26 protein-coding genes, 1 other RNA gene and 1 pseudogene are annotated in these 25,526 nt (G+C 41.2%); 15 read left to right on the forward strand and 13 right to left on the reverse strand.

The window, feature by feature from the left end:
• Positions 1 to 960 (forward strand): contractile injection system protein, VgrG/Pvc8 family, encoded by a 960-nt coding sequence (locus ACQ96U_RS16085; protein ID WP_431722279.1) that lies wholly within the window; start codon positions 1 to 3, stop codon positions 958 to 960.
• 41 nt (positions 961 to 1,001) lie between these two features.
• On the opposite strand, the gene ACQ96U_RS16090 is transcribed toward ACQ96U_RS16085, so the two are convergent.
• Positions 1,002 to 1,400, reverse strand: coding sequence for a hypothetical protein (locus ACQ96U_RS16090; RefSeq protein ID WP_431722280.1), 399 nt, complete (start codon positions 1,398 to 1,400; stop codon positions 1,002 to 1,004).
• 7 nt (positions 1,401 to 1,407) lie between these two features.
• A complete protein-coding gene (locus ACQ96U_RS16095) occupies positions 1,408 to 1,818 on the reverse strand; it encodes a hypothetical protein (RefSeq protein WP_431722281.1) in 411 nt (136 codons plus the stop codon).
• Positions 1,819 to 1,934: 116 nt separating this feature from the next.
• Between ACQ96U_RS16095 and ACQ96U_RS16100 the strand changes: the two are divergent.
• Positions 1,935 to 2,626 (forward strand): annotated as a pseudogene (locus ACQ96U_RS16100) (SOS response-associated peptidase family protein).
• Between the two features lie 63 nt (positions 2,627 to 2,689).
• Here ACQ96U_RS16100 and ACQ96U_RS16105 read toward each other — a convergent pair.
• From ACQ96U_RS16105 to ACQ96U_RS16130, 6 genes are all read right to left on the reverse strand, one after another.
• On the reverse strand, positions 2,690 to 3,022 hold the full coding sequence (locus ACQ96U_RS16105) for a hypothetical protein (protein WP_431722282.1): 333 nt from the start codon (positions 3,020 to 3,022) through the stop codon (positions 2,690 to 2,692).
• A gap of 103 nt (positions 3,023 to 3,125) precedes the next feature.
• Positions 3,126 to 3,557, reverse strand: coding sequence for a hypothetical protein (locus ACQ96U_RS16110; protein WP_431722283.1), 432 nt, complete (start codon positions 3,555 to 3,557; stop codon positions 3,126 to 3,128).
• Between the two features lie 72 nt (positions 3,558 to 3,629).
• Entirely contained in the window at positions 3,630 to 4,103 is a 474-nt protein-coding gene (locus tag ACQ96U_RS16115) for a pentapeptide repeat-containing protein (RefSeq protein ID WP_431722284.1), read from the reverse strand.
• Between the two features lie 60 nt (positions 4,104 to 4,163).
• The gene (locus ACQ96U_RS16120; RefSeq protein WP_431722285.1) at positions 4,164 to 4,493 is read right to left on the reverse strand and encodes a hypothetical protein; all 330 of its coding nucleotides are present in this window, start codon (positions 4,491 to 4,493) and stop codon (positions 4,164 to 4,166) included.
• Positions 4,490 to 6,121 carry a PAAR domain-containing protein gene (locus ACQ96U_RS16125; protein ID WP_431722286.1) on the reverse strand — a complete coding sequence of 544 codons (1,632 nt, stop codon included), beginning with the start codon at positions 6,119 to 6,121 and terminating at the stop codon, positions 4,490 to 4,492. Before ACQ96U_RS16125 ends, ACQ96U_RS16120 begins: the two co-directional genes overlap by 4 nt.
• A 124-nt stretch (positions 6,122 to 6,245) precedes the next feature.
• The gene (locus ACQ96U_RS16130) at positions 6,246 to 6,503 is read right to left on the reverse strand and encodes a hypothetical protein (protein WP_431722287.1); all 258 of its coding nucleotides are present in this window, start codon (positions 6,501 to 6,503) and stop codon (positions 6,246 to 6,248) included.
• 223 nt (positions 6,504 to 6,726) lie between these two features.
• Here ACQ96U_RS16130 and ACQ96U_RS16135 point away from each other — a divergent pair, with 223 nt between their 5' ends.
• Positions 6,727 to 7,086 (forward strand): helix-turn-helix domain-containing protein, encoded by a 360-nt coding sequence (locus ACQ96U_RS16135; protein WP_431722288.1) that lies wholly within the window; start codon positions 6,727 to 6,729, stop codon positions 7,084 to 7,086.
• 214 nt (positions 7,087 to 7,300) lie between these two features.
• On the opposite strand, the gene ssrA is transcribed toward ACQ96U_RS16135, so the two are convergent.
• Positions 7,301 to 7,657, reverse strand: a transfer-messenger RNA (tmRNA) gene (ssrA, locus tag ACQ96U_RS16140).
• A gap of 122 nt (positions 7,658 to 7,779) precedes the next feature.
• Positions 7,780 to 8,256 carry an SsrA-binding protein SmpB gene (gene smpB / locus ACQ96U_RS16145; RefSeq protein WP_431722289.1) on the reverse strand — a complete coding sequence of 159 codons (477 nt, stop codon included), beginning with the start codon at positions 8,254 to 8,256 and terminating at the stop codon, positions 7,780 to 7,782.
• Between the two features lie 129 nt (positions 8,257 to 8,385).
• Here smpB and ACQ96U_RS16150 point away from each other — a divergent pair, with 129 nt between their 5' ends.
• The 3 genes from ACQ96U_RS16150 to ACQ96U_RS16160 are packed head-to-tail and all read left to right on the forward strand — an operon-like array spanning position 8,386 to position 10,604.
• Complete coding sequence (locus tag ACQ96U_RS16150; protein WP_431722290.1) at positions 8,386 to 9,834, forward strand: sodium-dependent transporter; 1,449 nt, start codon at positions 8,386 to 8,388, stop codon at positions 9,832 to 9,834.
• A gap of 16 nt (positions 9,835 to 9,850) precedes the next feature.
• Positions 9,851 to 10,282, forward strand: a complete 432-nt coding sequence (locus ACQ96U_RS16155) for a type II toxin-antitoxin system RatA family toxin (protein WP_431722291.1) — start codon at positions 9,851 to 9,853, stop codon at positions 10,280 to 10,282.
• A complete protein-coding gene (locus ACQ96U_RS16160; RefSeq protein WP_431722292.1) occupies positions 10,275 to 10,604 on the forward strand; it encodes an RnfH family protein in 330 nt (109 codons plus the stop codon). Before ACQ96U_RS16155 ends, ACQ96U_RS16160 begins: the two co-directional genes overlap by 8 nt.
• 91 nt (positions 10,605 to 10,695) lie before the next feature.
• On the opposite strand, the gene ACQ96U_RS16165 is transcribed toward ACQ96U_RS16160, so the two are convergent.
• On the reverse strand, positions 10,696 to 11,166 hold the full coding sequence (locus ACQ96U_RS16165; protein WP_431722293.1) for an outer membrane protein assembly factor BamE: 471 nt from the start codon (positions 11,164 to 11,166) through the stop codon (positions 10,696 to 10,698).
• 91 nt (positions 11,167 to 11,257) lie between these two features.
• Here ACQ96U_RS16165 and fur point away from each other — a divergent pair, with 91 nt between their 5' ends.
• Positions 11,258 to 11,668 carry a ferric iron uptake transcriptional regulator gene (fur, locus tag ACQ96U_RS16170; protein ID WP_431722294.1) on the forward strand — a complete coding sequence of 137 codons (411 nt, stop codon included), beginning with the start codon at positions 11,258 to 11,260 and terminating at the stop codon, positions 11,666 to 11,668.
• A gap of 331 nt (positions 11,669 to 11,999) precedes the next feature.
• Here the strand turns inward: fur and recN are convergent, their stop codons facing one another.
• Positions 12,000 to 13,670: a DNA repair protein RecN gene (gene recN, locus ACQ96U_RS16175; protein WP_431722295.1), complete on the reverse strand. Its 1,671-nt coding sequence runs from the start codon at positions 13,668 to 13,670 to the stop codon at positions 12,000 to 12,002.
• A gap of 344 nt (positions 13,671 to 14,014) precedes the next feature.
• Here recN and grpE point away from each other — a divergent pair, with 344 nt between their 5' ends.
• The 7 genes from grpE to greA all read left to right on the forward strand — a co-directional run bounded on the left by grpE (position 14,015) and on the right by greA (position 24,220).
• Positions 14,015 to 14,653 (forward strand): nucleotide exchange factor GrpE, encoded by a 639-nt coding sequence (grpE, locus tag ACQ96U_RS16180; protein ID WP_431722296.1) that lies wholly within the window; start codon positions 14,015 to 14,017, stop codon positions 14,651 to 14,653.
• 150 nt (positions 14,654 to 14,803) lie between these two features.
• A complete protein-coding gene (dnaK, locus tag ACQ96U_RS16185) occupies positions 14,804 to 16,732 on the forward strand; it encodes a molecular chaperone DnaK (RefSeq protein ID WP_431722297.1) in 1,929 nt (642 codons plus the stop codon).
• A gap of 154 nt (positions 16,733 to 16,886) precedes the next feature.
• Positions 16,887 to 18,017 (forward strand): molecular chaperone DnaJ, encoded by a 1,131-nt coding sequence (dnaJ, locus tag ACQ96U_RS16190; protein ID WP_431722298.1) that lies wholly within the window; start codon positions 16,887 to 16,889, stop codon positions 18,015 to 18,017.
• A gap of 267 nt (positions 18,018 to 18,284) precedes the next feature.
• Complete coding sequence (dapB, locus tag ACQ96U_RS16195; RefSeq protein ID WP_431722299.1) at positions 18,285 to 19,088, forward strand: 4-hydroxy-tetrahydrodipicolinate reductase; 804 nt, start codon at positions 18,285 to 18,287, stop codon at positions 19,086 to 19,088.
• 228 nt (positions 19,089 to 19,316) lie between these two features.
• On the forward strand, positions 19,317 to 20,447 hold the full coding sequence (gene carA, locus ACQ96U_RS16200; protein ID WP_431722300.1) for a glutamine-hydrolyzing carbamoyl-phosphate synthase small subunit: 1,131 nt from the start codon (positions 19,317 to 19,319) through the stop codon (positions 20,445 to 20,447).
• Between the two features lie 81 nt (positions 20,448 to 20,528).
• Positions 20,529 to 23,747, forward strand: a complete 3,219-nt coding sequence (carB, locus tag ACQ96U_RS16205) for a carbamoyl-phosphate synthase large subunit (protein ID WP_431722301.1) — start codon at positions 20,529 to 20,531, stop codon at positions 23,745 to 23,747.
• Positions 23,744 to 24,220, forward strand: a complete 477-nt coding sequence (gene greA / locus ACQ96U_RS16210; RefSeq protein ID WP_431722302.1) for a transcription elongation factor GreA — start codon at positions 23,744 to 23,746, stop codon at positions 24,218 to 24,220. The genes carB and greA overlap by 4 nt, the downstream gene beginning before the upstream one ends.
• A 99-nt stretch (positions 24,221 to 24,319) precedes the next feature.
• Here greA and yhbY read toward each other — a convergent pair whose 3' ends face one another.
• The gene (gene yhbY, locus ACQ96U_RS16215) at positions 24,320 to 24,625 is read right to left on the reverse strand and encodes a ribosome assembly RNA-binding protein YhbY (RefSeq protein ID WP_027707248.1); all 306 of its coding nucleotides are present in this window, start codon (positions 24,623 to 24,625) and stop codon (positions 24,320 to 24,322) included.
• A gap of 158 nt (positions 24,626 to 24,783) precedes the next feature.
• Here yhbY and rlmE point away from each other — a divergent pair, with 158 nt between their 5' ends.
• Entirely contained in the window at positions 24,784 to 25,404 is a 621-nt protein-coding gene (gene rlmE / locus ACQ96U_RS16220; RefSeq protein ID WP_431722303.1) for a 23S rRNA (uridine(2552)-2'-O)-methyltransferase RlmE, read from the forward strand.
• Positions 25,405 to 25,526: the final 122 nt, after the last annotated feature.

Raw genomic sequence — 25,526 nt, forward strand, 5'->3', positions numbered from 1 at the left:
ATGCAACCTACTTTCAGTATTCACTTGGGTGACACTAACCTAACGCCGACCATTGATCCGTTACTCATTAGCCTAGAACTCACTGATGAAGCAGGTTGGAAGTCGGACAGTTTAACTCTCACCCTGGTCGATGATGGCTCGTTAGCCATCCCAAAAAAAGGTGTTCAATTATCCTGTGCCTTGGGCTATGTAGAAACCGGCTTAGTACCTATGGGCAACTATACGGTGGATGAGGTATTACTCTCAGGACCACCCAACCAAATGCAAATCAAAGCCCGTGGTGCGGATTTAAAAGGGCCTATCCGTGCGCCGCGTAGCCAAAGTTGGCATCAGGTGAAATTGACGGATATTGTTGGGAGTATTGCTCAACGCCATGGTTTAAATCCAAAAGTGGCCGAAAAATTCACTGACTTAATCATTCAGCATATTGATCAAACCGAAGAAAGTGACCTGCACTTTTTAAGTCGTATTGCCAACCAATATGATGCCATTGCCAAACCAGCGGGTGAACATCTGTTATTTGTGGAGCGTAATCAGGGAAAGACGGCTAGTGGTAAACCTCTGGAAAAAATTCACTTGTTGGCTAAAGATATCACCAGTTATCGAGGGAGCTTGCCCGAACGTTCAGGCTATAAACGCGTGATCGCAAAATACCACAACAGTAGTACAAGCCAAACTGAATCAATAACAGTAGGGCAGGGCGAGCCGGCTCGAACCTTAAGTATGCAATACCCCACACGCGAAGCCGCTCAAGCAGCTGCAAATGCTGCCATTAAAGGTGCTGAGCGCTCTAAATTCAGTTTGGAAATTACCTTGCCTGGTGATCCAAAGTTGGTGGCTGAAAGGCCTGTGATTATTTCAGGGTTACGGGCTGGTTTGGATGGTCAGTGGCTGATTAAAACAGCTAGACACCGGGTGAGTGGGGAGGGCTATGGGGTGTCAGTGAAGCTGGAGAAGTAAAAAGCCCACAGAGTGGGCTTAGCAAGAAAAATGTTTAGTATTTATTTTGGAGTGGTAATACCATTTAGTATTGCTTTGACTGTTTGTAGGTTTGAATTATCGAGCTTTAGGGTTTTAGACTCTGATAATTTAATGCCACCATAATTATCAACATAAATAATGTCATTTTTAGGTAAAATAATTTTTACCCTTAATTTATTACCTTCAAATTGACCACTAGAAGAAGATTTAAGAATTCTCATCAGTTTCTTAAAGCGAGGATCTGATAAGTTAGTCATGCCTAGATGCGTCGCTAACTCTTCAATATTATTTGGAGTCATTGCTCCGTAAGTTGCCACGCCAATGGGAATATAGTAAATCTTAACTTTATCTAATGCCTCACCTTTTCCAAAGCATGTGGTGGATAATATTGCTGTTAGCAAAATTAATAGTATTTTCATTTAATATTTAGTCCTGTTTATTATGAGTTATATAAATTTCTCTAAAATTCCCATTTTCTTGACGATATATTCTCAGTTTATTAATAATGCAGCCAAACCACCAAGAGCCACAAACTATCCAGTAAGTGTCCTCTTTCACCTCTGCAACCAAAAGTAATTGCACTGAAGAAATTCTAACTCCTCGCCTCGGTATCCGAAAAATTTTTGGATGTATTGTTGCCGCATTTAGACCTGAATCTTTAAGTCTCTTTTTTGCTGTTTTTTCAAAGTGCCGAACCTTTGGCATTATAAATGTCTGAGGAACTAATATAAATATGAATATCAGGAAAAAAGTGATATTGAATCCAATATTGTAGTTAAATATAGCTATAACCTTTCCTATAAAAATAGCAGCTATAGCTAGTATAATTGTTCGCATATCTAAACTTCATTAGCCATGGAGATAAGGTATCAATTTTATATGAAAGTCAGTAAATAGTTAAATGGATATTAATAATCTATACTGATCAAGATATTAATAGTGTTGGGCTATGTATGTGTGGACAATTTGCCCTTGGATCAGGGTTTGATTGGAGTGGCTTTTGTATTCGTCTGGATATTCGTGACTTAGTTTATGAAGAAGATAAATTACATTTTAGTGAAGGATTCAAACCTAGCCAGAAAATATCCATTGTTATTCAGCAGGATAAAGGCTATCAGTTATGCAATGCTACGTGGTCATTATTGCTTGAAGAGATAGATGATGGATTTAAATCTCATGCTAAATACGCAACATTCAACTCAAAGTCGTCGCGTTTAACGGAAAGTCCTGTTAGTAAGAAAGCGTTTAAGCTGTCTCGTTGTATCGTTCCTGCAAGCTCATTTGTAGAAGGGGATGGACCTAAAGGTCATCGATACTACCATCAGCTTACACCTACATCAGGCATGATAGCGTTTGGTGGGCTTTATCGAGAAGTAAAACAGGTGAGCTGTTTTATTCGACATCAATCATTACATTAGCAGGTCATCCTAAACTTAAGGATGTACATCAGAAGTCAATGCCTCTAATGCTACCACTAGATGAACCTACTTTAGCTCATGACTGGCTAAATCCTTCATTACAAGCGACTGAGCGTTTTAATGATTTATTGGTTCCTACATTATTTGATTCATTTGAGATCCTTCCAATTGATCGTCCTGGGAAAAGGTTACCCATTAGGGATAGATATTTTATTGAAAAGGATTAATGCTAATTAAAAAAAGAAGTCATAAGTCTCATGGTTTATTTTTACTAAGCATTCTCAGGAAGTTTAACCAATAGAAAGAATTACATCGCTTCTTTTATTCATGAGATCTGGGATTTCCTTTAATAGCCTATTTATCCTTGTTGAGATACTTTGATAAAGCACTGGATCGGTATTTTCTTCAGCCCAAGAAAGTACTTGTTTAAGCTCACTTAAAAATTGATCAACGTTATTTTTATCTACGACTAAGCAAATTGAAATATGTTCAACTAATGGTAGATTGTATTCTATTGCAGCAGCATGCCATACTTGCTTAAAAATACGCTCTGCAGCGATAGGTATTATATAAGTTGCTTCTTCGTCGTTAGCTGGATTATCAATGGATAGTTCTACAGACATTTTTAAGCTCAACCTGATTTTGAAGGCAAAACAGTCAGTTTTATATAGCTTTAACCACACGCAATTATACAAATAGCCGACAAACCTTGATGGAGTGATATATTTAATAAATTTTTTTCCAGTGGTCTTGTTCTTGATTATTTAACCACTCAGCTAAAGCTGGAAAGGGGTTTACTTCTCTAAACCAATACTCACCTGCTTCTTTTTCCCAAACTTCAATAAGATACTCATCAACTCGATAAGTTGTTATGGCAGGGCAGAAATTAAGAAGTTGTTGTTCCCAATCCTCAAGTTTATCTAGAATCGATGGCGTTCGCAGAATTGATGAATAAACCCATGGAGTCCATATTATTGTAACATTTCCTGTAAGCTCTCCAATTAAGTCAACAGTTGTATTTGGTAGTGTAAACTCAAAGCCACTATCATAAGTTTTACAATCCTCTAACTCTGTACTTGTTGCAGATTCATTGCCTGGAAGTTGTTGGTTAAATTTTTCACCAGGTATGTCTAGAATATATTCTACACTGTGTGCCATTAATATCGATTTCTAACTGAAATAAAGGAAACATATCTATGTACTAGATTAATGTCAGTGATAAAAATTAAGTTAGTCAAACTCTACACCAGTGGTAATAGCTTGTTTGAAATTAGTATTTTTAAGTAAACACTCTTCAAAAATGGCATATGCTAAGTCAGCATGGTTAAAGTTTGTATCACTTATTTCGGCATCGATAAACTCAGCTTGTGATAAATTTGCTCCTTCAAAATTACAGTTGCTGAATTTTGCTTTATAAAATGAAGACTTTATGAGAGTTGCTTTTTTAAAGTTACAATCACTAAATTTACTTTTACTAAAGTTGGCTGCGTATAGATCAGAGTTATTAAACGTGCAATTAACGAAAGTAGAATGTATTGCATTAATTTCCGAGATGTCTATCCCGCTAAAGTCATAATCTTCAATCATCGTCTCACTAAAGTCTGCAGCTTCTCCTTGAGTGCCATGACTAGAAATATACTGTTTATGTTGTTCCAGAATCTTTTTTACGCTTGATGAATCTAAGTGATTTTTATTCTGATGCATAATTTTTCTAACTATATCGATAAACTCTTATGGCTTTTTTAATTTATATAGATGCTTTTGCTAGAAGAAAAAGAATACACCAGTAGATTTACTGATAGCCAGCTCTAACTGTTTAGCTAATGCATTGACAATGGGGGTATTTATATAATGCTTATTATGTTGGGTAATGATCAGAGCTTGTTCTAGCTTTTCTCCAGTAATACTTTCGTCTTCGAAGTCATCAATTAATAGATCTAATTCCTCATTCAAATCATCTAGTACACCACTACTCCATAGTACTGAAAACTCTGAATCACTGAGTGTTAGCTCTTTTAGATCACCTTCAAGTGACTGATCAAGATCAAGTCTATGCATCGCTTCTTGAGTTAAGGGCACTGAAATAATTTTCATTCTTTTTCCTCAATTTTGAAGTGAGTGACTTCATTATATTCACTTTGGCTACGTCCTGCTTGTTTTCCATTTTCGAGAGTCTTATTGTTAGGAGTGTTACCATCCATATCTAGATAAGTACGTTTACCTGTTTTGCTAGGATCATAGATTCTAAAATACTTTCCATTAATGTCTTCTACTACCTGAACTCCTGTATTAGGGTTAGTGTAAATTTTTTTTCCTTTATCTGTTGTAGTTATTACTGGGTTGGATCCAGCAAATTTGTTAATTGCAGTTTTCAAGCTGGCTCTAGGCCAGTTGGAGGAAAATTTTGCAGCTCTAGCGGCTCCACCTTTAGGTTTTGTCTCTTTATTACTTGATGTTTTTTGTGTTTTAGCTTTAGTTTTAGACTTTACTGTCGTTTTTGTTTTTCCTTTACCCCCCAAAGGATTCATATAAAACACAGTGCCTTTTGGTAACCCTTCTCTGTTTAGACGCCGCCAGGCTCTTACTGACTGAGCGAGGATAACGCCTTCCAGTACTAGATCGGGATGCTCTTGCAAAAAACGGATAGGGTCAGATTTAATTTTGTTTTGAAGGATAAGTTGTTCAGTAACAGGCTCTATATGTTTTAGTGTCCAGTACAGAATATTGTCTTCATCCATACCGTTCTCACGGGTCATCGCTACATCTTTTAAGGGGAATATGCTGCCTGAACTGTTAATCTCATAAAGGTATTTATCAGGGCCTAGCTTGATGAGTGGACTTAGTGGAAACGACTCTGCTTGTGTATCTGTTTTAGTTAGATATTGGCTTGTCCAAATATCAATATCTGTGCGCATGTTTTGTAGTAATGCCAGATACTTACGATCCTGTGTGCTCAAATTGCCATTATGAAAAGGCTCTGAGATTCCCAAATGACGTTTAAGCGCTTTGACCACAGTAAGCATCTTTGCTCGATCTTCTACTATCCAAGCCGCTTTATGTTCTCTTGCTAAGCGTCTGGCATAGTCGTCATTACTTTCTCCACCTTGCTTTTTGTAGGGGGCTAGCTCTGGCTCTTCTGGGTCGGGGTGATCAGGGTAGAGTACGCGGACTTGTTCAATATTTTCTTCTAGTTCAATAAAGGCTTTCCCTTTAGCATCCAGCTGGCCTTTTTTGATCTGGGCTTCGGTATCCTGATCATACAACTCATAACTTGCATTAGGGACAGGAGCACCATCTTCAGTGACTAGCTCAAGTCTTACCCAGTTTTTAGCTTGTTCTTCTTCTTTTTGCTCTGCAGGTTTAGCTGCTTCAGTAAAGGACTGTGTCAGTGTCTCGGGGGTGGTATCAGGCGCAAACCCTGCGGACTGTAGTTGCTTAGGTTGGATTGCACTGCCTGTCCCCGTTCCTATTTGAAAACCTGTAGTGACTTTGGAGCTGCATGGACTGACGATGACATTACCATTACTAACCTGGCTACCGACAATAGCAGCAGGCTTACCATCTACCATGATTGTGGGATTACCCGTGGTGATAACACTTCCATCACTTAGCTTGTCACCCACACGAGCGACAGGTAGGCCCTGATCTTTCATGTTAGGGCTACCTTCAATGATGGTATTTCCTCGGTTGTCTTTATCACCCACTCGTGCCAGACGAAACACGATAGTACTCCAAATGTTGTCTACACAGTCAGTGTAGACGGAATGACAAGCGTGTTACGGAAATTAGTTTCGTCTTGGCTGTGTTATTGATGTATTGCTTCACAAGCTAAATAGCACGCCTCATTTAAATAGTGGATAAGAAATTAAATGCAGCGGTTGAATAACGCTTTATATAAAACACCATGTTTTTAAGTTCACTGAATTCTTCTTGGGGAATAACAACATTTTTATCCCTTAATGAAGTAGTCCTGATGATCAGAGTGGGCGGGGGTGAAAAATAAGTTGGATGAATATCAAAATTCTTTTTTGGGTCATTTAATTCTAGCGTGCTGCAATTTTCGTTTGGTTGATACTGCTCCCAAGGTTTTGTTCTAAACACCATAATCACTTCCTTACGACTTAATGTTTTGTACCAACGTCCTAGTCATAAAAGTGAAAATACGCGTAATTATTTGGGATGTAAATCTCAGTTTTCTGTGCAATAAATAAACATTTGGTATTTTTCTAAATAGCATTGGGATTCAGGACTACTTTTTTGTCATTTCTCTAAAAACGGGCATGATATTCATAGTAAATATTCATGCTACGTTCATAATTAAAGGACTATGAACAGAAGTATCAGAAGTAAACAGGAACGAAAAGCGATTGGACTTCGCTTGCGACAAGTCATCAATGACCACTCCCTGTCAGTAGAAGAGATTAGCCAGCAGACAGGTTTAACCGCTGCGCAAATTTATGATCGTATGAAATTGGGTAACCTGCGATTGAGTGAAGCCGCTGAGTTATGTTACGTACTTGAAATTGATTTGCAGTGGTTAGCAACCGGGTATGAACCTATTCCCTATATAGAAGGCTTAGCTCATAAACTATCAGAATTAAGCAAAACCAAGCCTGAGTTCGTGAATTGCCTTTTGCTGGCCATCGATCGGCTTTGGCATGAGGAAAGGGTAGGGAAACAACTGTAGGTTTTGGGTATAAGAAGGTTGCGCTATATAAATGAAAGTGGTTAAAAATGCACCACTCTTGTGCAGCTATGAATGGGTAAAAGGGTTTCTTGTGTGATTTTCGTGTGAATTGATACCCTAATTCTGCACATACATACACACCCCAAAACTTTAAGGTTTGCGTTTATGTGGTTGAAAACACTAGGAATTTTTTTGATTTTGGGAAGGGTGAAAGTGGTGGAGGCGGCGGGATTTGAACCCGCGTCCGCCAGTCCTCTGCTTTCGGCTCTACATGCTTAGCTTCCGTCTATTGGGTTAACCTTAGTCGGCCCGACGGCCAGGGCGAATAAGGCGAGCCTGCGAAAAGTTTAGCCAAGTTGATGCAGACAGTCTTCTCAGCGAGCTTACTAAATATGACAGTTACCACCACCCCGTAAGCTGGCTAGTGGAACTGCTAGCTGGGATTAAGCAGCTAGAGCGTAGTTTTCGTCGTTTGCGACTATTAATTTGCAGCTTTGGATTTACGAGATTGGCTGCCATCTCGACATGCACCAGAAAGGTTCGTAACCGTCGTCGAATCCAGATCGCCCCCGGTAGAAACCTCGTCTCTTCTTTAACTATGACCTAAATATAGGGTTCAGGTCAACCTAATTCAAGTACTTACTTTGCTAATTTTGGTCAATTTTATTTAGTTATATTATTATTTTTATACAACTACTGGCGCATTAAGCGTTGTTTTTGCCTTTGCCAGTCTCGCTCTTTTTGGGTTGCGCGTTTATCAAACTCTTTTTTACCTCGGGCAATGGCTATTTCACATTTTACCATATGCTTTTTCCAGTAAAGCGCAGTACAAATACAGGTTTGGCCTTTTTGCTGCACGGCGGAAAAAAGTTTGGATAGCTCTTTGCGGTGCAAGAGTAGCTTCCTATCTCGCAGTGGATCTGCGACGATATGTGTGGAAACTGTGGTGAGTGGTTGTATTTGTGAGCCAACTAACCATGCTTCGCCATCTTTTAAGAGAACGTAACTATCGACCAGTTGGGCTTTGCCTGCGCGCAGGCTTTTTACTTCCCATCCGGTTAAAGCGACGCCTGCCTCGAATTTTTCATCAATATGAAAGTCGTGGCGAGCCTTTTTGTTAAGAATAATTGTGCCGGACTGCTGGCCGGTGCCTTTCTGTTTTTTAGCCATGCGGGCTATTATAAATTTTTATAACAGTTTGTGCTATGACTATGTGCTACATGTTCTTGTGAGAAATTTACAGTTGGTTAAAATGTAACCTTTGCGCCAAATTAGAACAAGAAAAGAGGTAATAACAACATGGCAGAATCAACTGCATCAACGAGCGCTACCTGGGCCACGAGGTGGACATTTATTTTGGCCGCTACCGGGTCTGCTGTTGGGTTAGGAAACATTTGGAAATTTCCATTTATTACTGGGGAGTATGGGGGAGGAGCTTTTGTATTAGTTTATTTGTTATGTGTGGCATTTATTGGATTACCGATTTTAATGTCTGAGGCGCTTATTGGACGACATGCGCGGTGTAATCCAATAACTGCCATGAGTAATCTTGCCGCAGAGTCGGGTAAAACTCGAGCTTGGGGATTAGTCGGTTGGATGGGGGTATTAGCTGGCTTTTTTATCTTATCTTTTTATAGTGTTGTTGCGGGTTGGGCTTTGGACTATACCCTGGAAATTGGTCGGGGCACATTTAATAATGTTGCTTCTGGATCAACAGGGAAAATGTTTGAAGATCTAATTGGTGATCCCAAGCGCCTTATGATTTGGCATACCCTATTTATGGTTATTACTGCATTTATTATTGCACGGGGTATTCATAAAGGACTGGAAAACAGTGTGCGTATTATGATGCCTACATTGTTTATACTGTTGGTGGTAATGGTTGTTTATGCTGTTTTTAAGACTGATAAGTTCGCAGAGGGACTAAAGTTTTTATTTGCGTTTGATATGGAAAAAACCTTTTTTACTTATGAGAAGGTAGTAGATGGCGCAGTAACAGCTTGTAAATGGGCTGAAACAGGCTGTGACAGAGTATTTACCTCTAAACCCCTTATTGCAGCAATGGGGCATGCCTTTTTTACACTGAGCTTGGGCATGGGAGCGATAATGGCGTATGGTGCTTATATGCCTAAGCAAGCCAATATAGCCAGTACAGCAATAACGATTGTGTTTTTTGATACCGTTGTCGCGCTGTTGGCAGGTATGGCTATTTTCCCCATTGTTTTTGCTAATGGTATGGAACCATCTTCTGGTCCTGGCCTGCTATTTATTTCCTTACCACAAGCATTTGGTAATATGCCTTTTGGTCAAATCTTTGGTTGCTTGTTTTTCTTCCTGGTCACTATTGCAGCTTTAAGCTCAGCTATTTCGCTTATTGAGCCAGCCGTAGCCTATTTGACGCAGCGATTTTCTGTCGGTAGGGTAACAGCTACAATTGGTTTTAGCTTTTTAGTGTGGTTTTTAGGTATTGGCTCTGTTCTGTCCTTCAATGAGTGGGCAGATGTGAAACCATTTTTTGGCAAAACAGTGTTTGATTTTCTGGATTATTTGACAGCAAATATTATGTTGCCTCTTGGTGGAATGTTAATTGCTATATATGCAGGCTGGGCGTTAAAACGTTCTCTGGTTTTGAATGAATTAGCGTTGAAGAATCTGCTTTATTTCAATTTATGGCGTGCGACTTCAAGAGTCATTGCTCCTGTAGCGGTGTTTGTTGTATTCATAGTGACGCTTATTCAGTCTTTATAAGGTAAAGCATCAGTTAATGGCAGTGATAAATCGTTCAGCTCTGGTCATGTATTCGGCCAGAGCGATGTTTGACCTCATCAATGACATTGAGTCTTATCCTCATTTTTTGCCTTGGTGTGTTGGAGCAAAGGTTCATTCCAGGCGTTCCGATATGGTGGAAGCGAGCCTAGATGTTGCAAAAGGTGGTATCAAGCATTCGTTTACGACTCGAAATCATTTGTCGGAATGTGAATCCATAGAAATGGAACTGGTTCAAGGGCCATTCTCTAAGCTCAAAGGTAAGTGGCACTTTAAGGCGCTTGCAGATAATGCGTGTAAGGTGGAATTGGATATAGCTTTTACCTTCTCTGGTAAAATGCTAGAAAAGACACTTGGTGCTTTATTGGTGTCAGCAACCAGTTCAATGGTGGATGCTTTTTGTCAACGCGCAAAGGAAGTTTATGGCTGATATTGCAGAAGAACAAATCAAAGTTGAAGTAGCCTATGCTCTGGCAAATAAGCAAAAAGTAGTTGTACTTAATGTGCCAAAAGGCTCTTCTGTTTATGAGGCTGCAATTGCTTCAAAGCTTGATCAGGAGTTTAAGGGAATTGACTGGGATACAGCCAAAATGGGTATTTTTGGCAAGTTGGTCCCTAAACCCAAGGAGCGAGTGTTAGATGAGGGGGAGCGAGTAGAAATTTACCGACCACTCATTGCTGACCCCAAAGAAGTTCGTAAACGACGTGCTGAAAAGGCGAAGCTTGCTAAGCAGGCAGAGTCTCCTGATTAATCCAAGCGTAGCTAGCCCTTTAAATTTGTAATACTAAGCCTTGAGTAACCATTAATCTGGCTACTCAAGGTTTGTTTGAGCGCACTTCATCTTAGAAATCTTCTGCTGGAACGTCTTCTAATAGCTCACTATCACTTGATACATCTGTACTTGTTTCATCTTCTGGTATAGGCATCCCCGCTTCTTCCATGATAGCTTTGGGATCTGGGCGAAAATCTCCCGAAAAGTGACTCAGCTTGTCATCTTTGAAGAAAATACTGAGAGTTTCTTGGGAGCGACCTTCTCCACCAGGCTGAAAACTGTAGACATAATCCCAGCGCTCTTGGTTAAAGCTATCTACCAAAAGAGGGGAACCTAAAATAAAGCGTACCTGTTGTTTGGTCATACCTGGGCGTAGTTGGTTTACCATATCTTGACTGATGATATTACCTTGCTGAATATCAATCTTATACACACCAGGAAAGCTAACCGTACGATGGTCGCTATCTGAGAAAAATGAACAGCCACTAATGCATATTAAAAGTGACGCGAGAAAAGTGAATTTTGTTAAGGTGTTTTGCATCTTATAAAGACTTCCACTATCTTGGGTCAAAGTGAGATAATACCTTACTTCTTGGCGTCTGCTAAGGGTTCGATTTATAAAGGATAGTGTTGTGGAAAATCAAGAGTTAAGAAAAGCGGGTCTGAAAGTAACTTTGCCCAGAATTAAGATACTGCAAATTTTAGAAAATGCAGACCATCGCCATATGAGTGCTGAAGATGTTTATAAAGCCTTAATGGATGCTGATGAAGATGTTGGTTTGGCAACAGTTTACCGTGTATTAACTCAGTTCGAAAATGCAGGCTTAGTAGTTCGGCATAACTTTGATGGTGGACACTCTGTATTTGAGTTGGCCCAAGGTAATCATCATGACCATATGGTATGTGTGGAATCAGGCCGTATTGTTGAGTTTTGTGATGAAGAAATTGAAAAACTACAAAAACAAATAGCAGAAAAACACGGCTATGATTTGGTTGACCATAGTCTCGTACTTTATGTGAAACCTAAGGCACAAAAAAAATAATTTTTTGTGACATGGTTTGTTATTAATCTAGCCCATACTGATTAAGTTATTACTGATGTGTAGAGCTAAGCTCTCAAAAAATATGGCACAAGTAAGCTTTAAAACAGGTGATGTGGTTAGTGTAAATTTGCTTGTGTATTAAAAAGGGTGCAGCTCAAATAGGTCATCTTTGGTCTATTTGAGCCCAGGTTAAAAGTTGTGATTATACGTATAAAATTAGTTTTTACTTTAGCAGTGAGAGTAGTTTAATTGGTTTTAATTTGCTGAGAGTTAAACAGATAAATATTGGGTGAATTATTTTTTACATTTATCTGTTTAGTAAGATGACCGGTTATTCAACGGCAGTAATCATTTCTTTTGCGTGTGCCAATGTATGTTCAGTAATATTAAGTCCACCAAGTAAGCGGGCAATTTCAGTGACCTTTTCCTCAGCACTTAATGTCGCAATATTAGTGTGAGTAGTATCAGTTTTAACCTGCTTATGAACGAAAAAGTGCTGATGGCCTTGTGAAGCAACTTGAGGTAAGTGGGTAACGCACAATACCTGTCCTTTGCTACCTATCTTTCTTAGTAACTGACCTACTGTTTCTGCAACACCACCACTTATCCCTACATCAACCTCATCAAATACCAGAGTTGGGGTGGTTGATAGCTGGGCTGCAATAACTTGGATAGCTAAACTAATACGAGAGAGTTCTCCGCCAGAAGCGACTTTTTGCAGCGGTTTGGCGGGTTGACCTGGGTTAGTACTGACTAGAAATTCAACTTCTTCCATGCCAAATGGTTCTGGTGTATGAGTAGGCAAATGCGTTAACTGCACCTGGAAATAGCCGTTTGGCATGCCAATTTGTTGTATTTGCTCAGAGACTGTTTGGCTGAGCGTTTTGGCAGATACTGCTCTTTGCTTGGAAAGCATCTTGGTTTTCGCAAAATATTCTTGTTCTAACTGAGCTATTTCATGAGTAAGGGCTTCAAGAGATTCATCAGAGGACTCTAGTTCTTGCAGATTTTTTTCTAAGGCTTGTTGTTTTATGCAGAGCTCTTCTGGCGGCACTTTATGCTTACGTGCTAGGTCATAAATGGCACTTAATCGTTGTTCTACTTCTTGAAGTCGATTAGGGTCAGCATCAAAGTGGTCTGTAAATCGATTAAGTTCTGCTACAGCTTCTTCGACTTGGATTTGCGCACTCGCCAGCAGTTGTAGTGCATCATTAATGAATGTGTTATCCGGTTGAATTTTACTTAAGGCATGCTGAGTAATATTTAAATGGTGGAGAATGCTGCTGTTATCACTGTCACTACAGAGCATTACGGCTTGTTGGCAATAATGCATCGAAGATTCGGCATTAGCCAGCATTTTTTGCTCTTGTTCCAGTGCTTCTACTTCACCTTCCTGAAGGTCCAATAACTGAAGTTCATGTACTTGATAACTTAGTAATTGTACTTTATCAGCCACTTCTTCATGTTGTTGGCTAAGTATATTTAGCTTGGTTGTGCTTTTTTTCCAGCGCTGATAAGTCTGATTAACGTTATCACATAGTGTTGAGGTTTGGGCAAAGGCATCGAGTAATTTACGATGGGTTTCTTTTTTGAGCAGAGACTGATGTTCATGCTGGCTGTGAATATCAATCAGCATATCCCCTAGCATACGCAATTGCTGGAGAGTTGAGGGGGTGCCATTAATATAACCTCGAGAACGGCCTTCTCGAGTAACTACTCTGCGAAAAATGCATTCATTACCATTTTGCAAATCATGATCTGCTAGCCATTTTTGAGCATCTGGCAAGTGTTGTATATCAAAGCTGGCGATAACCTCTGCTTTGTCAGCACCAGTACGAATCATATCAACTTCAGCTCGATCGCCTAAAGCAAGCCCAAGTGCATCAAGCATAATGGATTTACCCGCACCGGTTTCACCAGTAATCACTGTCATACCAGAGGGAATATCCAACTCTAGTGAGTCAACAATGGCAAAATTGCTGATAGATAAGTGAAGCAGCATGTACCCACTCCAGCCCTAAACATTGATGAGGGAAAAAATAAGCTATCAAAATAGCTGTTTGTTTATACAGTAAACTAGCAGTATTCAGTCGCCAGGTCTAGCCTATAGCATCGGAATAAATGCATACAACATTACAGTTGTAGTACTCAGACAGTTATCTATACATAGTTAACGATTAAAGCGTAAATGCTGTTAATTTGTACAGTAGCCTTTTTTTGTATCAAATAATAATGAATACCTAAAAGTCAAGCCTTGAAAGACGGCGGTTTACCCCCATATTGCTGGAAAAATAACCATTTGTACGGTTGCCCTGAATAGCTATAGCAATTAACGGAGAGACTGGGATGACTGATAAAAAGTCTACACCTGAGGTTGAAGAAGTCGTAGCGAGTGATCAACAGACTGAAACTGAAGATACCAGCATAGAATTATCAGAAGTGGAAGTAGATCAAACTGAAATTGAAGATACAGCGGCTGACAAGCAGGCTATTGAGTCTCTACAAACAGAAGTTAACTCGCTGCAGAATGCCTTGGTGGAGGCTCAGGAACAAGCTTTACGTGCTCAAGCTGATGCGCAGAATGTTAAGCGTCGTTCACTACAAGATGTCGAAAAAGCCCATAAATTTGCACTGGAAGGTTTTAGTAAATCACTGTTGCCTGTCATTGATAGCTTAGAGCGTGGTTTAGAAACGGCTAATCGTGATGAGCCAGGGCAGAAGGCTATGTGCGAAGGGATTGAGCTAACGTTAAAGATGTTTATTGATGTATTGCAAAAACATAATGTTGAACAGCTTGATCCTGTCGGAGAACCATTTGACCCTCAATACCATGAAGCAATGTCTATGCAGGAAAGTCCAGATGCAGAACCAGGCACTGTACTTGCTGCGTTACAAAAAGGATATACCCTGAGTGGACGGTTGATTCGTCCAGCCATGGTTATTGTGGCTAAGCCTAGTGAAACAAAAATCGATGAGAAGGCTTGAAATTGCTAGAACAGGACGCATATAGCAAAGCAAATAGAGTGATCACTGGCAATCTCCTATATATGCGGACAGCGGTTGACTCAACATTTTCAAATTAGGGTTATTGACGAATTAGCTACTCTACGTGGGTAGAGTATGGAGAGATAAAAAATGGGTAAAATCATCGGTATAGACCTGGGTACAACCAACTCATGTGTTGCGCTTTTGGATGGTGACAAGCCAAAAGTGATTGAAAATGCGGAAGGTACGCGTACAACACCTTCTATCATTGCTTTCACTGATGATGGTGAAACACTTGTAGGCCAGCCAGCAAAACGTCAGGCGGTAACAAACCCCAACAACACATTGTTTGCAATTAAGCGGTTGATAGGTCGTCGTTTTGCTGATGATGTGGTGCAAAAAGATATTAAAATGGTTCCTTACAAGATCGTCGAAGCTAAAAATGGCGATGCTTGGGTTGAAGTAAAAGGGGATCAAAAAGCACCACCCCAAATCTCTGCTGAAGTTCTGAAAAAAATGAAGAAAACGGCTGAAGACTACCTTGGCGAAACAGTGACTGAGGCCGTTATTACTGTACCTGCTTATTTTAACGACTCACAGCGTCAGGCAACAAAAGATGCTGGTCGTATTGCTGGTTTGGAAGTTAAGCGGATCATCAATGAGCCTACAGCAGCAGCTTTGGCCTATGGCCTAGATAAAAAGCGTGGTGATTCTACCATTGCTGTATATGACTTGGGTGGTGGTACATTTGATATCTCCATCATTGAAATTGCTGAAGTTGATGGTGAGCACCAGTTTGAGGTATTAGCAACTAACGGTGATACCTTCCTGGGTGGTGAAGACTTTGACTTACGTTTGATTGACTATCTGGCAGATGAGTTCAAAAAAGAGCAAGGCATTGACTTGCACAATGACCCATTAGCGTTGCAAAGACTTAAAGAAGCTGCAGAAAAAGCCAAAATTGAGCTTTCTTCTAGCCAACAAACAGATGTAAATCTGCCTTATATTACTGCTGATGCGACTGGACCTAAGCACCTTAATGTTAAAGTGACACGTGCTAAGTTAGAGTCTTTGGTTGAAGAATTGGTTACACGTTCAATTGAACCATGTCGTATTGCGTTAAAAGATGCTGGGCTGGATATTTCTGAAATCAATGAAGTTATCCTGGTGGGTGGTCAAACCCGTATGCCTATGGTTCAGCAAAAAGTTAAAGATTTCTTTAACAAAGAGCCACGTAAAGACGTTAACCCTGACGAAGCGGTTGCAATGGGTGCTGCAATTCAGGGTGCGGTACTGTCTGGTGACGTGAAAGATGTGTTATTGCTTGACGTTACACCACTCACGTTGGGTATTGAAACAATGGGTGGCGTTATGACTCCATTGATAGAGAAAAATACGACAATTCCAACGAAGAAGTCACAGGTTTTCTCTACAGCGGAAGATAGCCAAACAGCTGTAACTATTCATGTATGCCAAGGTGAGCGTAAGCGTGCTGGTGATAATAAGTCTCTTGGTCGATTTGACTTGGCAGATATTCCTCCTGCACCACGTGGTGTGCCTCAAATTGAAGTAACGTTTGATATTGATGCGAATGGTATCTTGAACGTTTCGGCGAAAGACAAGGCGACAGGTAAAGAGCAATCTATTGTTATCAAAGCATCCAGTGGCTTGTCTGATGATGAAATTGATTCAATGGTACGTGATGCAGAAGCGCATGCTGATGAAGATCGTAAGTTCGAAGAACTGGCAAGTGCTCGCAATGCGGCTGATGGCTTGATCCATGCTACGAAGAAAACAGTAGAAGAAGCAAAAGATAAAGTTTCTGCTGAAGAGAAGGAAAATATAGAAAAAGCCATTGAAGAGCTGGAAAAAGCACTCAAAGGTGACAACAAAGAAGAAATAGAAGCTAAAACTAAAGCATTAACAGAAGCGTCTTCTGCCCTGGCGCAACGCATGTATGCCGAGCAATCACAACAAGGTGAAGCTGGCCAAGCTCAACCTGAAGGTGAGAGTGCAAACAAATCTGCTGATGATGCTGTTGATGCAGAGTTTGAAGAAGTAAAGGATGAGAAAAAGTAACCTTTTGCTAAAGAGGGTATTCTTCTCAACAGGGTGACAACCCTAACGGTATAACGCGGGAGTGCTTCCCGCGTTGTCGTTTGTGTCTATAACTGTCTTGTGCCGAAACAGCAATTGTTTTTCGGGGTAATAAGCTCGCAGGTTTCCTAAAGCTATGGCCAAAAGAGATTACTATGAAATTCTGGGTGTTTCCCGGGATGTTTCTGAAAAAGACTTGAAAAAAGCCTACCGCCGTATGGCCATGAAATATCACCCTGACCGAAATCCAGGGGATAAAGCGGCAGAAGATCAGTTTAAAGAGGTTAATGAAGCATTTGAGGTGCTTTCTGATTCTCAAAAGAGAGCGGCTTATGATCAGTTTGGTCATGCTGGTGTGGATGGTCAGGCTGGTGCTGGTGGCTTTGGCGCAGGTAGCTTTAGTGATGTTTTTGGCGATATTTTTGGTGATATCTTCGGAACGGCAGCAGGCGCTGGGCGTGGACGTAGCAGTGTGCAGCGGGGTGCTGACTTACGCTACTCTATGGAGTTAGAGCTTGAAGAAGCTGTAAAAGGTGTTGAAAAGAAAATTCGTATTCCGACACAAGTAGAGTGTCGAACCTGTGATGGCTCTGGAGCACGGAAAGGTTCTTCACCTGAAACATGTAGTACATGTGGTGGTGTTGGCCAGGTTCGTATGCAACAGGGTTTTTTCTCAGTACAACAAACCTGCCCTGCATGTCATGGTACAGGTAAGGTCATTAAGGATCCATGCAGAGACTGTCATGGTGAAGGTCGTGTTGAAGAATACAAAACCCTTTCCATTAAGATTCCAGCAGGTGTAGATACGGGGGATCGTATTCGCCTGGCAGGTGAAGGGGAGGCAGGACTGAATGGTGGGCCTGCAGGTGATTTATATGTTCAAGTCGCGGTACGAGACCATAAGATATTCCAGCGAGATGGCAAGCATCTTTACTGTGAAGTCCCCATTACAATTTGTGATGCTGTCTTAGGTGGCGAATTAGAAGTCCCAACACTGGATGGCAAAGTAAAATTAAAAATTCCACCTGAAACTCAAACAGGTAAACTTTTCCGAGTCCGAGGAAAAGGTGTGGCACCAGTTCGTGGTGGAGCACAGGGTGATTTATTGTGTCGCGTAATTATTGAAACACCAGTCAGTCTGACAAAGCGTCAGCGTGAATTATTTGAAGAGTTACAAGCTACATTTGAAGGTGAAGGTGGTCATAGGCAGTCACCTCGTAAAACATCTTGGTTTGAAGGTGTAAAAAACTTTTTTGAAAATATGTAGCGTTAGTTTTTTTGCGGTACTTACACATAAATAGTGTAAACAGGCTTTTGACAATACATCCTTATAAATTTGGCCAGATGATGATTAAATATTAATCGTTTTCTGGCCAAATTTGCATGGGCTTACAGATTTTATAAATTGGCCCGGTTCAGTAGGCTAGGGTGCTTTAAATACAGCAATAAGAAAGTGACTCAACCTCAAATAGCATGTTAAAAGTAATTCACCATTCTTTTTTTATTTAGCAAAAATTATAAAGTTGAGGGGTATATGATTCGCATAGCCGTTGTCGGAGCCGCAGGCAGAATGGGACGAACACTCATTCAAGCCATTACTGAAAGCAGTGACTGCCAATTAACGGTGGCTACTGATCGACCTGATAGTTCGTTAGTAGGAGCGGATGTAGGCGAGCTGGCAGGGTTGGGAAAAATGAATATTGCCCTTTCAGCAAGCTTGGATAACTGTTTAGATCAGTTTGATGTGGTTGTCGATTTTACCCGCCCAGAACATACCTTGCACAATGTAGCCCTTTGCCAACAATCGAATAAAGCAATTGTTATTGGCACTACTGGTTTTAGTAATGAGCAAAAACAGCAGTTACAAGAAGCGGCCAAAACAACCTCTATTGTTTTCGCACCGAATATGAGTGTGGGTGTTAATTTGTGTTTTAAGCTGCTGGAATTGGCGGCAAAAGTAATGGGTGATGATGTCGATATTGAAGTGATAGAAGCTCATCATCGACATAAAGTTGATGCGCCATCAGGTACGGCACTCCGGATGGGAGAGGTTGTCGCTGATGCACTAGGTCGTGATCTTAAGACGTGTGCAGTCTATGGGCGTGAAGGTCTCACTGGAGAACGGGATCGTAAAACCATTGGTTTTGAAACCATTCGTGCGGGTGACATTGTTGGAGATCATACGGTGATGTTTGCTGCTGAGGGTGAGCGTGTTGAGATTACTCACAAGGCCAGTAGTCGTATGACATTTGCACAAGGTGCTGTACGAGCAGCCAAGTGGTTAGCGAAGAAAGAGCCTGGTCTTTATGATATGCAGGATGTGTTAGGCTTACGTTAATACAAGATTTAGTTCTCAACGTAATTTTTTGTAAGCGACCTCAATTTTCCAATAGACGCCGGGCATGGTTTTATTTTAAAATTCCAGAAATTTGTGCCAAGAAAAGGGGTTTGGTTTACAAATGTCCGGCTATCAGAAAAAAGCAAGATGTAGCAGATAACAACTGCAGGCATCTTGCTTTTTTTTTGCCTATGAAAAAATGCATCCGAAAATGTGAGGGAGTTAGCTTTGTCAACACCAGCAATATTAGCCCTTGAAGATGGTTCGATATTCTCAGGAGTGTCGATCGGCGCTGATGGGCAAACAGCAGGAGAAGTGGTTTTTAACACTGCTATTACAGGTTATCAGGAAATTCTGACAGACCCTTCTTATGCTCGTCAGCTTGTCACTTTAACGTATCCACATATTGGTAACACAGGTATTAATCAGCAAGATAATGAGTCTGCTCAGGTATGGGCAAGTGGTTTAATTATTCGTGAATTATCACCTGTTGTGAGTAATTGGCGTAGTCAACAATCGTTATCTGAATTTTTAAAAGAAAAGGGTATTGTTGCGATTGCTGAGATTGATACACGCCGATTGACGCGTATTCTTCGCGAAAAAGGTGCCCTATCTGGCTGTATTATGACTGGAACATCAATCTCAGAAACTGAGGCTTTTGCTCAAGCTGAATCATTTCCTGGATTAAAAGGAATGGATTTAGCGTCTGTTGTGACCACAGATAAAATTTATGAATGGAACGAAGGTGAATGGCAGCCATCAAGTAATGATTTTTCAGCGTTAAGCGATAAACCTTTTCATGTTGTAGCCTATGACTTTGGTGTTAAGCATAATATTTTAAGAATGTTAGCCCAAAGAGGTTGTCGTATTACTGTTGTGCCAGCCACTACACCTGCTAATGAAGTGTTAGCGTTACAGCCTGATGGGGTATTTCTCTCAAATGGTCCTGGTGATCCTGAGCCTTGTACTTATGCTATTGAAGCTATTCGCGCGTTACTCGAAGTTAATATGCCATTATTCGGTATTTGTTTAGGTCACCAATTATTAGCATTAGCTTCAGGTGCTCAAACAGAGAAAATGAAGTTTGGACATCATGGTGCCAATCATCCTGTACAAGACCTTAATACCCGTAATGTGATGATTACCAGCCAAAACCATGGTTTTGCTGTGAGTGAGGCATCATTGCCTGAAAATGTTGAAGTCATTCATAAGTCGCTTTTTGATCAGTCGTTACAGGGTATTCGTTTAGCAGATAAACCTGCATTTAGCTTCCAAGGCCACCCTGAAGCAAGCCCTGGTCCCCACGATGTAGCCCCCCTCTTTGATCTCTTTATCGATTCAATTCGATCTCGACGCTGATTAGCCCTTACAGCAAATCGCCTCTGCATAAACGTAAACACAAAATAGTTGTAACAAATTTACCGTCAGTGAAGAGAAACCATGCCTAAACGTCACGATATCAAAAGTATTCTAATTCTCGGTGCAGGCCCTATTGTTATTGGTCAGGCTTGTGAGTTTGATTATTCTGGAGCACAAGCATGTAAAGCGCTTCGAGAAGAAGGTTTTCGCGTTATTCTTGTGAACTCCAATCCTGCCACCATTATGACTGACCCCGTGATGGCTGATGCAACTTATATTGAGCCTGTACGCTGGGAAACCGTTGCTAAGATTATTGAAAAAGAGAGGCCTGATGCCTTGTTGCCTACCATGGGCGGGCAGACTGCACTGAATTGTGCGCTGGATTTATATAAGCATGGTGTTCTGGAAAAATATGGCGTAGAAATGATTGGAGCGAATCATGATGCCATTGATAAAGCAGAGGATCGACAACGTTTTGATATAGCTATGAAAGCAATTGGCCTGGAAACACCAAGGTCGGGTATTGCTCATACGCTTGAAGAAGCACTGCAAGTACTCAATGACGTAGGCTTTCCTTGTATTATTCGCCCTTCATTTACGATGGGAGGAACCGGTGGCGGGATCGCCTATAACCGCGAAGAATTTCTAGAAATCTGTGAGCGTGGTTTAGACCTTTCTCCAACCCATGAACTATTGATTGATGAGTCACTGATTGGTTGGAAAGAGTTTGAAATGGAGGTTGTGCGGGATAAGAAAGACAACTGTATTATTGTCTGTTCTATTGAAAATATAGACCCAATGGGTGTCCATACTGGGGACTCAATTACGGTTGCACCTGCACAAACACTCACCGATAAAGAATACCAATTGATGCGAAATGCATCTGTTGCTGTATTGCGGGAAATTGGTGTGGAAACGGGAGGCTCAAATGTTCAGTTTGCACTGAATCCTGCGAATGGTCGACTGGTAGTGATTGAGATGAACCCAAGGGTTTCTCGTTCTTCAGCTTTAGCCTCAAAAGCAACGGGATTCCCCATTGCCAAAGTCGCAGCCAAGCTGGCTGTCGGTTATACCCTTGATGAGTTGCAGAATGAAATAACGGGTGGTAGTACACCTGCTTCATTTGAGCCTACCATTGACTACGTTGTGACTAAGATTCCCCGTTTTGCCTTTGAAAAATTCCCAGATGCAGACAGTCGTCTTACAACACAGATGAAGTCTGTGGGAGAGGTTATGGCGATTGGTCGTAATTTTCAGGAGTCATTTTTAAAAGCACTGCGTGGTTTGGAAGTCGGTGTGACAGGTCTGGATGCTAAGCTGAACTTAAACCTGGATGGTGCTTTGGAGCAGCTGAAGGCTGAGTTAATCACTCCCCGAGCTGAGCGGATATGGTATGTGGGAGATGCCTTTAGAGCCTCAATGACTGTAGAAGAAGTGTATCAACTGACGCATATCGACCCCTGGTTTTTGACATATATCGAAGACATCGTAAAAACAGAACAGCAGGTGAAATCGGGAGGCGGTTTAAACAGTCTTGGAAAACAAGCGCTTTGGCAGTTAAAGCGTAAGGGATTTTCTGATGCTTGTTTAGCCAAGTTACTCAGTGTAAGTGAAAAAGCCGTGCGAGAATACAGGCAAAAACTGGGGGTGCATCCAGTTTATAAGCGAGTGGATACCTGTGCGGCAGAGTTTGCAACAAGTACAGCTTATATGTACTCAACTTATGATGAAGAGTGTGAGGCATTGCCGACAGCACGTGAAAAAATGATGGTGTTGGGCGGTGGACCAAACCGAATAGGTCAGGGTATTGAGTTCGACTACTGTTGTGTTCATGCGGCATTGGCGCTTAGGGAAGAAGGTTATGAAACCATTATGGTTAACTGTAACCCGGAAACCGTATCAACAGATTATGATACGTCAGATCGTCTCTATTTTGAGCCTGTTACCCTAGAAGATGTGCTGGAAATTGTTGCTATTGAGCAACCAAAAGGGGTGATTGTTCAGTATGGAGGCCAAACACCGCTTAAGCTTGCTAGAGCTTTAGAAGCGGCTGGTGTACCTATTATTGGTACATCGCCAGAAGCGATTGACCGAGCAGAAGATCGTGAACGTTTTCAACAAATGATTCAGCGTTTGGGGTTGCTCCAACCAGAAAATGCCACAGCAAGAAGCAGTGAAGAAGCAATCAAAAAAGCGGAAGATATTGGTTATCCATTGGTTGTTCGGCCATCTTATGTGCTTGGTGGGCGAGCGATGGAGATTGTTAGTCAAGAGTCAGAATTAGTGCGCTATATGCGTGAAGCAGTTCAGGTTTCGAATGAAAGTCCTGTGTTATTGGACTCATTCCTCAACCGTGCGATTGAGGTTGATGTGGATGCAGTTTGTGATGGCGAAACAGTGGTGATCGGTGCTATCATGCAGCATATAGAGCAAGCTGGTGTCCATTCGGGCGATTCTGCTTGTTCCCTGCCTCCTTACAGTTTAAGCCAAGAAATACAGCAAACCATTCGTGATCAAGTGGCATGTATGGCACTTGAACTTGGTGTTATTGGCTTGTTAAATGTGCAGTTGGCAGTGCAGGATGACAGGGTTTTTGTTATCGAAGTTAATCCTCGTGCATCACGTACAGTACCTTTTGTGTCCAAGTGTATAGGCCAGTCTCTGGCCAAAATAGCAGCCAAAGTTATGGCAGGGCAGTCACTTGAAGACGTTGGATTTACCTCTGAGGTTATTCCGCATTATTGGTGTGTAAAAGAATCAGTGTTCCCCTTTAATAAATTTCCTGGGGTTGACCCTATTTTGGGGCCAGAGATGAAGTCTACAGGAGAAGTGATGGGGGTGGGTGATAGCTTTGCCGAAGCTTTTGCGAAGGGGCATGCTGCCACTAATTTACCTAATTCAGGGAAGGTGATTATTAGTGTACGTGATGAGGATAAACCACGTGCAGTGAATGTTGGAAAGTTGCTTATTTCACTGGGCTTTGAGCTTTATGCGACAGAAGGCACAGCACATGCCTTTGACGCAGCAGGTGTTCCTGTAACTAAAGTCAATAAAGTCAGTGAAGGTCGTCCGCACTTGGTTGATATGATTAAGAACGATGAAATTAGTTTGATGATCAATACCACGGAAGGACGGCAGGCAATTGCTGACTCTTATATTATTCGCGGCTCGGCCTTACAGCACAAAGTTCCTAATGCGACAACTATTGCAGGTGCTGAGGCAGTTGCCGAAGCGATCCGTTTTGGACCCGAAAAAACGGTTAGACGCTTACAAGATTTACATAAAGGTGTGACTGGATGAATAGAATACCAATGACAGTCAGTGGTGAGGTAGCACTTAGAGAAGAGCTTAAACACCTTAAGACTGTAGAGCGTCCTCGGATTATTCAAGCAATAGCTGAGGCTCGAGAGCATGGAGACTTAAAAGAAAACGCTGAGTATCACGCAGCGCGTGAGCAGCAAGGCTTTACTGAAGGCCGTATTAAAGAAATTGAAGGTAAACTTTCTTCTGCTCATATTATTGATGTCACAAAAATTACTAAAACAGGTAAAGTAATTTTTGGTGTGACCGTTGAACTGCTCAACTTAAACACCGACGAAGAAGTGGAGTACAAGATTGTTGGTGATGATGAAGCGGATATTAAAGAAGGGAAAATATCTGTGAACTCCCCGATTGCGCGTGCTCTGATTGGCAAGGAGGAAGGGGATGTTGCTCTTGTCAGAACACCAAGTGGTGAAGTGGAGTATGAAATAGAGGAAGTTAAGCACCTCTAGGTACGCAAGAACTTTTATGTTGTTGTGAGTAGCTGTGAACCCCTCGTTCTATTGGGAGCGAGGGGTTTGTTATATTCGGTCAGAAGGAAGTTACAGCGGTTAATGCCTGTGTAAATTTGAGAGTTGCAGGTTGGGTTCTTCTGCTGGACGATAAATCAAAGCAATATTACCAATTGTTTGGACCAGTTCGGCTTGGCATTCATTACACAGTGCTTGAATTAACTGCTGTTTAACCTCGCGATCACCCACTTGAAATTTCACTTTTATGAGTTCGTGATCATTGAGTGCTCTTAGGGTTTCTTCAACAATGCTACTGGAAACGCCTTTTCCAGCTACAGTTACAATAGGTTTAAGGTTGTGCCCAATGGCACGAAATTGCTTTTTCTGACTGGCAGACAACGACATTATTTATAAATCCACTGTGAAAACATAAAATACTCACGGATAACAATACCCGAGTTGGAATAATTTTAGCCTATGAGTACGCTTGGTAACTATTTTACAGGCTATTTTTCTAACAATGAATGCTTGCTTTAGTAAGCCAGATTACAGAGTTGTACGGTATGGGTAAGTCGAAAAGTAGTCATCGCTGGCTGCAGGAACATTTTTCTGACCAGTATGTAAAAAAATCTCAGCAGGACGGTTATCGTTCCAGAGCGAGTTATAAATTACTGGAAATCCAGCAAAAAGATAAAATTTTGCGGCCAGGAATGACGGTAGTTGATTTAGGTGCTGCGCCTGGAGGGTGGTCTCAAGTTGCTGTTAGTCTGGTTGGAGATCAAGGGAAAGTTGTAGCGTCAGATATTTTGCCAATGGACCCCATTGCTGGTGTTGATTTTATCCAAGGTGACTTTACTGAAGATGAAGTTCTACAAGAAATTCTTGCTGTTATCGGTGATACACCAATAGACCTTGTAATTTCTGATATGGCCCCCAATATGAGTGGGGTACTTGCTGTTGATCAGCCTAAAGCAATGTATTTGGCAGAACTGGCTGTTGATTTGGCACAGCAGGTGCTTAAACCAGGAGGGAGCTTTTTAACGAAAGTGTTTCAAGGGGAAGGCTTTGATGCTTATCTTAAAGTATTGCGTCAGCATTTTAAGCAGGTGCAAACTCGAAAACCATCATCATCAAGGTCCAGGTCCCGTGAAGTTTATCTGCTTGCCCGTGGTCTAAAGCGTTGAGATAGAGACGAGTGGGTAATCAATCTTACGATGAGCTTTAAATGAGAAACTGTTGCAAATAGATAATCTGTAGTATCGTATGGATTATTCCTTGAACGCTTCTCCAATAAATCGTGATGAAG

This window comes from Zooshikella sp. RANM57 (genome assembly GCF_050749885.1).
Taxonomy (GTDB): domain Bacteria; phylum Pseudomonadota; class Gammaproteobacteria; order Pseudomonadales; family Zooshikellaceae; genus Zooshikella.

Bases quoted from the DNA above. Each gene is read 5' to 3' on its own strand.
- ACQ96U_RS16085 (WP_431722279.1), top strand. From the start codon at position 1: ATGCAACCTACTTTCAGTATTCACTTGGGTGACACTAACCTAACGCCG.
- ACQ96U_RS16090 (WP_431722280.1), bottom strand. From the start codon at position 1,400: ATGAAAATACTATTAATTTTGCTAACAGCAATATTATCCACCACATGC.
- ACQ96U_RS16095 (WP_431722281.1), bottom strand. From the start codon at position 1,818: ATGCGAACAATTATACTAGCTATAGCTGCTATTTTTATAGGAAAGGTT.
- ACQ96U_RS16105 (WP_431722282.1), bottom strand. From the start codon at position 3,022: ATGTCTGTAGAACTATCCATTGATAATCCAGCTAACGACGAAGAAGCA.
- ACQ96U_RS16110 (WP_431722283.1), bottom strand. From the start codon at position 3,557: ATGGCACACAGTGTAGAATATATTCTAGACATACCTGGTGAAAAATTT.
- ACQ96U_RS16115 (WP_431722284.1), bottom strand. From the start codon at position 4,103: ATGCATCAGAATAAAAATCACTTAGATTCATCAAGCGTAAAAAAGATT.
- ACQ96U_RS16120 (WP_431722285.1), bottom strand. From the start codon at position 4,493: ATGAAAATTATTTCAGTGCCCTTAACTCAAGAAGCGATGCATAGACTT.
- ACQ96U_RS16130 (WP_431722287.1), bottom strand. From the start codon at position 6,503: ATGGTGTTTAGAACAAAACCTTGGGAGCAGTATCAACCAAACGAAAAT.
- ACQ96U_RS16135 (WP_431722288.1), top strand. From the start codon at position 6,727: ATGAACAGAAGTATCAGAAGTAAACAGGAACGAAAAGCGATTGGACTT.
- smpB (WP_431722289.1), bottom strand. From the start codon at position 8,256: ATGGCTAAAAAACAGAAAGGCACCGGCCAGCAGTCCGGCACAATTATT.
- ACQ96U_RS16150 (WP_431722290.1), top strand. From the start codon at position 8,386: ATGGCAGAATCAACTGCATCAACGAGCGCTACCTGGGCCACGAGGTGG.
- ACQ96U_RS16155 (WP_431722291.1), top strand. From the start codon at position 9,851: ATGGCAGTGATAAATCGTTCAGCTCTGGTCATGTATTCGGCCAGAGCG.
- ACQ96U_RS16160 (WP_431722292.1), top strand. From the start codon at position 10,275: ATGGCTGATATTGCAGAAGAACAAATCAAAGTTGAAGTAGCCTATGCT.
- ACQ96U_RS16165 (WP_431722293.1), bottom strand. From the start codon at position 11,166: ATGCAAAACACCTTAACAAAATTCACTTTTCTCGCGTCACTTTTAATA.
- recN (WP_431722295.1), bottom strand. From the start codon at position 13,670: ATGCTGCTTCACTTATCTATCAGCAATTTTGCCATTGTTGACTCACTA.
- grpE (WP_431722296.1), top strand. From the start codon at position 14,015: ATGACTGATAAAAAGTCTACACCTGAGGTTGAAGAAGTCGTAGCGAGT.
- dnaK (WP_431722297.1), top strand. From the start codon at position 14,804: ATGGGTAAAATCATCGGTATAGACCTGGGTACAACCAACTCATGTGTT.
- dnaJ (WP_431722298.1), top strand. From the start codon at position 16,887: ATGGCCAAAAGAGATTACTATGAAATTCTGGGTGTTTCCCGGGATGTT.
- dapB (WP_431722299.1), top strand. From the start codon at position 18,285: ATGATTCGCATAGCCGTTGTCGGAGCCGCAGGCAGAATGGGACGAACA.
- carB (WP_431722301.1), top strand. From the start codon at position 20,529: ATGCCTAAACGTCACGATATCAAAAGTATTCTAATTCTCGGTGCAGGC.
- greA (WP_431722302.1), top strand. From the start codon at position 23,744: ATGAATAGAATACCAATGACAGTCAGTGGTGAGGTAGCACTTAGAGAA.
- yhbY (WP_027707248.1), bottom strand. From the start codon at position 24,625: ATGTCGTTGTCTGCCAGTCAGAAAAAGCAATTTCGTGCCATTGGGCAC.
- rlmE (WP_431722303.1), top strand. From the start codon at position 24,784: ATGGGTAAGTCGAAAAGTAGTCATCGCTGGCTGCAGGAACATTTTTCT.